This is a genomic window from Pseudoroseomonas cervicalis ATCC 49957 (genome assembly GCF_000164635.1).
Taxonomy (GTDB): Bacteria; Pseudomonadota; Alphaproteobacteria; order Acetobacterales; family Acetobacteraceae; genus Pseudoroseomonas; species Pseudoroseomonas cervicalis.
This window is the reverse complement of the sequence record NZ_GG770810.1, coordinates 1-1,559: the sequence shown is the minus strand read 5'-3', so window position 1 is coordinate 1,559 and position 1,559 is coordinate 1. Positions and strand designations below refer to the sequence as shown.

The 1,559-nt window shown below is 75.1% G+C and carries 2 protein-coding genes; both read right to left on the bottom strand.

Annotation, left to right across the window (positions count from 1 at the left end; genetic code table 11):
- On the bottom strand, window positions 1–1,138 hold a 1,138-nt coding region (locus HMPREF0731_RS19210; RefSeq protein WP_007005876.1), incomplete at its 3' end, for a sigma-54-dependent transcriptional regulator.
- 3 nt (window positions 1,139–1,141) lie between these two features.
- Entirely contained in the window at window positions 1,142–1,474 is a 333-nt protein-coding gene (gene fliN / locus HMPREF0731_RS19205) for a flagellar motor switch protein FliN (RefSeq protein WP_007005875.1), read from the bottom strand.
- Window positions 1,475–1,559: the final 85 nt, after the last annotated feature.

The window sequence follows — 1,559 nt, the reverse complement described above, 5'->3', positions numbered from 1 at the left end:
CGGGGCTTTCAGCGGGCTGGGCGGCGGGCGGGGCGCGGCGCAGCTCGATCGCCGCGGCGCCGATCTCCTCGCCACCGGCCATCAGCACGGCGCGGTGCAGGGCGTTCTCCAGCTCGCGCACATTGCCCGGCCAGTCATGCGCCAGCAGCGCCCGCCGCGCCTCGGCCGAGAGCGGCCGGCGCGGCAGGCCGTTGATCTCGGCGAAGCGGGCGGCGAACAGGTCGGCCAGCGGCAGGATGTCGCCGCGCCGCTCGCGCAGCGGCGGGATGTGCAGCCGCACCACGTCGAGCCGGAAATACAGATCCTCACGGAACCGCCCGGCGCGCGCCTCGGCGCCCAGGTCGCGGTTGGTGGCGGCCAGGATGCGCACATCGACCTTCACCGGGCGGGTGCCGCCCAGCCGGTCGATCTCGCGCTCCTGGATGGCGCGCAGCAGCTTGGCCTGCAGGCGGAGGTCCATCTCGCCGATCTCGTCGAGCAGCAGCGTGCCGCCCTCGGCCTGCTCGAATTTTCCTTTCCGTGCGGCGACGGCGCCGGAGAAGGCGCCCTTCTCATGGCCGAACAGCTCGCTCTCCAGCAGGCTCTCAGGCAGCGCCGCGCAGTTCAGCGCGACGAAGGGGCCGCCCGCGCGGCGCGAGGCGGCGTGGACGCGACGCGCCATCAGCTCCTTGCCGGTGCCGCTCTCGCCGGTGATCAGCACCGAGGCCTCGGCGCGCGCCACCTGGTCGGCGCGGGCGAACAGCGCCGCCATGGCCGGGTCGCGCGCCGTGGGCGGCGTGTCCTCGGCGCTCTCGCCGGCGGCGGCCTGCAGCATGGCGGCGATCAGATCGGCATCCGGCGGCAGGGGGAGGAAGTCGCGGGCGCCGGCGCGGATGGCGCGCAGCGCCGCCTGCGGGTCGGTCTCCGGGCCGCAGGCGATCAGCGGGCAGGCGATGCGCTCGCCGGCCATGGCGCGCACCAGCCAGCCGATATCGTGGTGCAGCTCGCACAGCACCACATCGGCGCCCTCGGCGCGCAGCCGGGCGAGGGCGGCGGTCACCCCCTCCACCTGCGCGACCCTGGCGCCGCGCGCCTGCGCCATGCGGGCGGCCTGGCCCAGCTCGGCGGCCAGCGTGCCGACGATCAGCACCCGGGGCATGGCTCAGCCCACCCGGTCGGTCTTGACGATCTCGGTCATGGTGACGCCGAGGCGGTTCTCGCCCACCATCACCACCTCGCCGCGCGCGACCAGGCGGTTGTTGACGTAGATGTCCACCGCCTCGCCCAGCTTGCGGTCCAGCTCCACCACCGCGCCGCGGCCGAGCTTCAGCAGCTGGCTGACCTGCATGGTGGCGCGGCCGAGCACGGCCGAGACCTGCACGGGGATGTCGTAGACGGCGTTGAGGTCGCCGACGCCGCCCGTGCGCCGGGGCTCGGCCTCCGGCGCCTCGGGCAGCTCGTTCAGTGGCATGGCGCCGCGGATCGGGTCCTGCATCTTGCCTTCCCTTCCTGTCAGGTCTGCGCGGTGTCGGTTGCCGTGCCGCCGGGGGGCAGCAGGCCGCAGGCGGCCAGCGCGCGCG